The 754-nt window shown below is 39.9% G+C and carries 1 protein-coding gene; it reads right to left on the bottom strand.

Annotated elements, in window-relative coordinates; genetic code table 11:
• Nucleotides 1-754 (bottom strand): ATP-binding protein (locus AC1DRF_RS30715; protein WP_477742661.1); only part of this gene is annotated, 754 nt, incomplete at both ends.

Below are 754 nucleotides of genomic sequence, written 5' to 3'. Positions count from 1 at the left end.
GGAATGGATACTTCCTTGCTGTGAAGCGCGTAGCCGTCTGCAATTAAAATTTGGGATTGAACGATATCAATACCTGTAATCATTTCAGTAATTGTGTGCTCTACTTGAACACGTGGATTTACTTCAATAAAATAAAAATCGTTTCCTGATACTAAAAATTCTACTGTACCAGCATTTATGTACTGCACTTTTTCCATCAGCTGCACAGCTGCTTCACAAATGCGGAGACGTAAGTCTTCATCTATAGAAACACTTGGTGCTACTTCTACTACTTTTTGATGACGACGCTGCACAGAGCAGTCGCGTTCATAAAGATGCACAACATTTCCTTGTTCATCACCTAAAATTTGCACTTCAATATGTTTTGGATTTTCAACTAGTTTCTCGACATACACTTCATCATTACCAAAAGCAGCTTTTGCTTCTGATTTAGCACGGTCATAAGATTCGTTCAGGCTGTCTGCATCGCGAACGATACGCATGCCTCGACCGCCTCCGCCCAAAGCAGCTTTGATCATTAGAGGATATCCATGCTGATTAGCAAATTCTTTTGCTTCCTCAATTGAATCAATAGGACCATCCGTACCAGGAATAACGGGAATATCTGCTTGAATAGCCTGATGACGTGCTTTTACTTTATCCCCAAACATATCAAGATGCTTGGATTTTGGACCAATAAAAATAATGCCTTCTTCTTCGCAACGTTTCGCAAATTGGATATTTTCTGACAAAAAACCATAGCCAGGGTGAATAG

This window comes from Priestia sp. P5_B4 (genome assembly GCF_056400385.1).
The sequence above is the reverse complement of the archived record's forward strand: the minus strand, read 5'-3'. Positions and strand labels throughout refer to the sequence as shown.